Here is a 951-nt window from a genome sequence, read left to right on the forward strand (position 1 = left end):
TTCGATACGGAACCCACGCAACTGCACCTGCTGGTCACCACGACCCGCGTACTCCAGGGTGGCTCGACCGCCGAACCCGACCCAGCGGCCGATGTCCCCACTGCGATACATCCGCGAACCCGGCGCCCCGAACGGATTGGCCACGAACCGCGTCGCCGCCAGCCCGGGACGGCCCAGATACCCGCGCGACAGCTGTGCCCCCGCGACGTAGATCTCGCCTGCCACCCCGACCGGCGCGGGATGCAACCGGTCATCGAGCACGTACGCGTCCAGTCCGGGCAGCGCACGCCCGATCACGCTGGCCTCGTTGTCGACCATCTGCTCGTCCAACGACAGGAACGACACGTGCACCGTGGTCTCGGTGATGCCGTACATGTTCACCAACCACGGCGCGTCCACCGGATGGCGCTCGTACCAGCGCCGCAGCTGGCGCAGATCCAGTGCCTCACCACCGAACACGATGTAGCGCAGGGCGAACTTGCCCTCGTCGTGGTGCGCCGCGCGGTCGGCCTCGGCGAGCTGGTAGAACGCCGAGGGGGTCTGGTTCAGCACGGTGACCTGTTCGCGAATCAGCAGGTCGCGGAACTGCTCCGGCGAGCGGGAGGTCAGATAGTCGACCACGACCACGCTGCCGCCGTTGGCCAGCGCGCACCACAGTTCCCAGACCGAGAAGTCGAACGCGAAGGAATGGAACAGCGTCCACACATCGGTTTCGTCGAACTCGAACAGCAACTGGGTGTTGGCGAACAACTCGACCACGTTGCGGTGCGCGACGCCGACGCCCTTGGGCACTCCGGTGGAACCGGAGGTGTAGATGACATACGCCAGGTTGTCCGGGCGCAGCGGCCTCACCCGCTCGCGGTTGCGGACGCGCGCGTCGTCGTAACCGGTGGTCTCCTCCAACAGCAGCACCGGAATATTGTTCGCGGGCAGTGCGTCCTGCTCGGTGGC

At 66.9% G+C, this 951-nt stretch carries 1 protein-coding gene; it reads right to left on the reverse strand.

Features of this window, described 5'->3' with window-relative positions; genetic code table 11:
• Positions 1-951, reverse strand: a 951-nt coding sequence (locus ON21_RS24690) for an AMP-binding protein (protein ID WP_039801378.1), incomplete at both ends; no start/stop codon positions are given.

The organism is Nocardia araoensis NBRC 100135 (assembly GCF_000308435.1).
Lineage (GTDB): Bacteria > Actinomycetota > Actinomycetes > Mycobacteriales > Mycobacteriaceae > Nocardia > Nocardia araoensis.